1 protein-coding gene is annotated in these 757 nt (G+C 27.1%); it reads left to right on the top strand.

Going from position 1 to position 757, the window contains the following annotated elements; all coding sequences use genetic code 11:
- Positions 1-123: 123 nt before the first annotated feature.
- On the top strand, positions 124-757 hold a 634-nt coding region (locus tag AMO08_RS03210), incomplete at its 3' end, for an MBL fold metallo-hydrolase (protein WP_179850741.1).

Here is a 757-nt window from a genome sequence, read left to right as displayed (position 1 = left end):
TTTTTTGTGATAGCTCATATCAAATTAATGTTTACAAAGTAAACATTTTCCTATAGTAATCATGTTATCTTAGTAAACATAATAACAGAATTTTAAAAATAGAGTAAGATTTTAGCTGAAATAATGAAAAAATTAATATCTTTACTATGTATCATTCTTTTTTTTAATATAGAGCTAATTGCAATGGAAAAACGACCTTATCATCATTTACCAGATGGAACTTTTAGGAATCCTGAAGGATCTCCAGTTCGATCAAATGATATAAAATTTTCCTATAGAACATTTATAAAAGAAAAAAAGAAAATTGATATTACTGTTCCAAAAGATCATGTCATCGATAAAAAAATTGTTAGAGAAAATTTAGAAAAATTTAAAGATGATAATTATATTGCTTGGATAGGGCATGCTACATTCTTAATTAAATTAGGCGAAACAACAATTATTACAGATCCAGTTTTTTCAAAAAATGCCGGACCTTTGATATTTGGTCCAAAAAGATATGTTGACCCAGCTATTCAATTGAAAGAAATTCCAAAAACAGATGTATTTCTGCTTACTCACAATCATTATGACCATCAGGATATGTCAACTATTAGAGGATTTCCTTATAAAGACGCAAAGGTTTTACTCCCTCTTAAACTTGGTAAATATTTCAAAAGATACAAAGATGTTAACGAAATGGATTGGTATGACGAAATACAAATTAATAATGATTTAAAGATTACATTATTACCTGCGGTTCATTGGTCAAAAAGAA

It is taken from the genome of Candidatus Pelagibacter communis, from assembly GCF_001180205.1.
GTDB lineage: Bacteria > Pseudomonadota > Alphaproteobacteria > Pelagibacterales > Pelagibacteraceae > Pelagibacter > Pelagibacter ubique_O.
Note: the sequence above shows the minus strand (reverse complement) of the source record. Positions and strands in the feature narration are given on the sequence as shown.